General features: G+C 57.1%; 1 pseudogene. It reads right to left on the reverse strand.

Annotation, left to right across the window (positions count from 1 at the left end):
* Positions 1–292: pseudogene (locus BGI01S_RS28830) on the reverse strand (histidinol-phosphate transaminase); the annotation flags it as partial.
* Between the last annotated feature and the right edge of the window lie 345 nt (positions 293–637).

Below are 637 nucleotides of genomic sequence, written 5' to 3' on the forward strand. Positions count from 1 at the left end.
CCCAGATGCTCGATGCGTCAACCATCACGCCGGTGTCATGTGTCAGGTAGGCGGCAAGATGCGATCGTAGTTCGGCAAAATCGCGATCGGGATAGCGGTTCGCCTGGCGAGCCGCATTGGCCACGGCAGTCGCGATGTGCTCGACGAGCGACGGCGACGGCGGATACGGATTCTCGTTGACGTTCAGGCAGACCGGCATGTCGAGCTGCGGCGCCCCGTACGCGTGCTGCGACTTGAGGTCCTCCCTGAGCGGCAAATCCGACAAGGACACTTCCTTCCAGGATGGTTGCATTGAGTACACTCCATACGTTCTCGATTGATCAGCGCGGCATGGTTTTAAGGCTGCAAAAAACAAAAAGGCGCCAGAGGCGCCTTGGTTGCTGTCCAGATCGGGAAAACTCCCGATTCAGTGACTAGATGCGAAACAAACCACGGCGCAACAAAGGGCGTCCGTGGTGGTGATGCAGATGGGTGGTGGTGCTTCGAATCTTCATGCGCGACATAATGGCATACACCAACGCGAATGAAAAGCCGGCGTCGCGATCAATGTCTCGATAGCGGTGCCGGTTCTCAGGTGACAGATACGACACGGACACTTCTGATCATCGGATGCAAGACGGTCACAGTCGGGTGCTTA

The organism is Paraburkholderia ginsengisoli NBRC 100965, assembly GCF_000739735.1.
GTDB lineage: Bacteria > Pseudomonadota > Gammaproteobacteria > Burkholderiales > Burkholderiaceae > Paraburkholderia > Paraburkholderia ginsengisoli.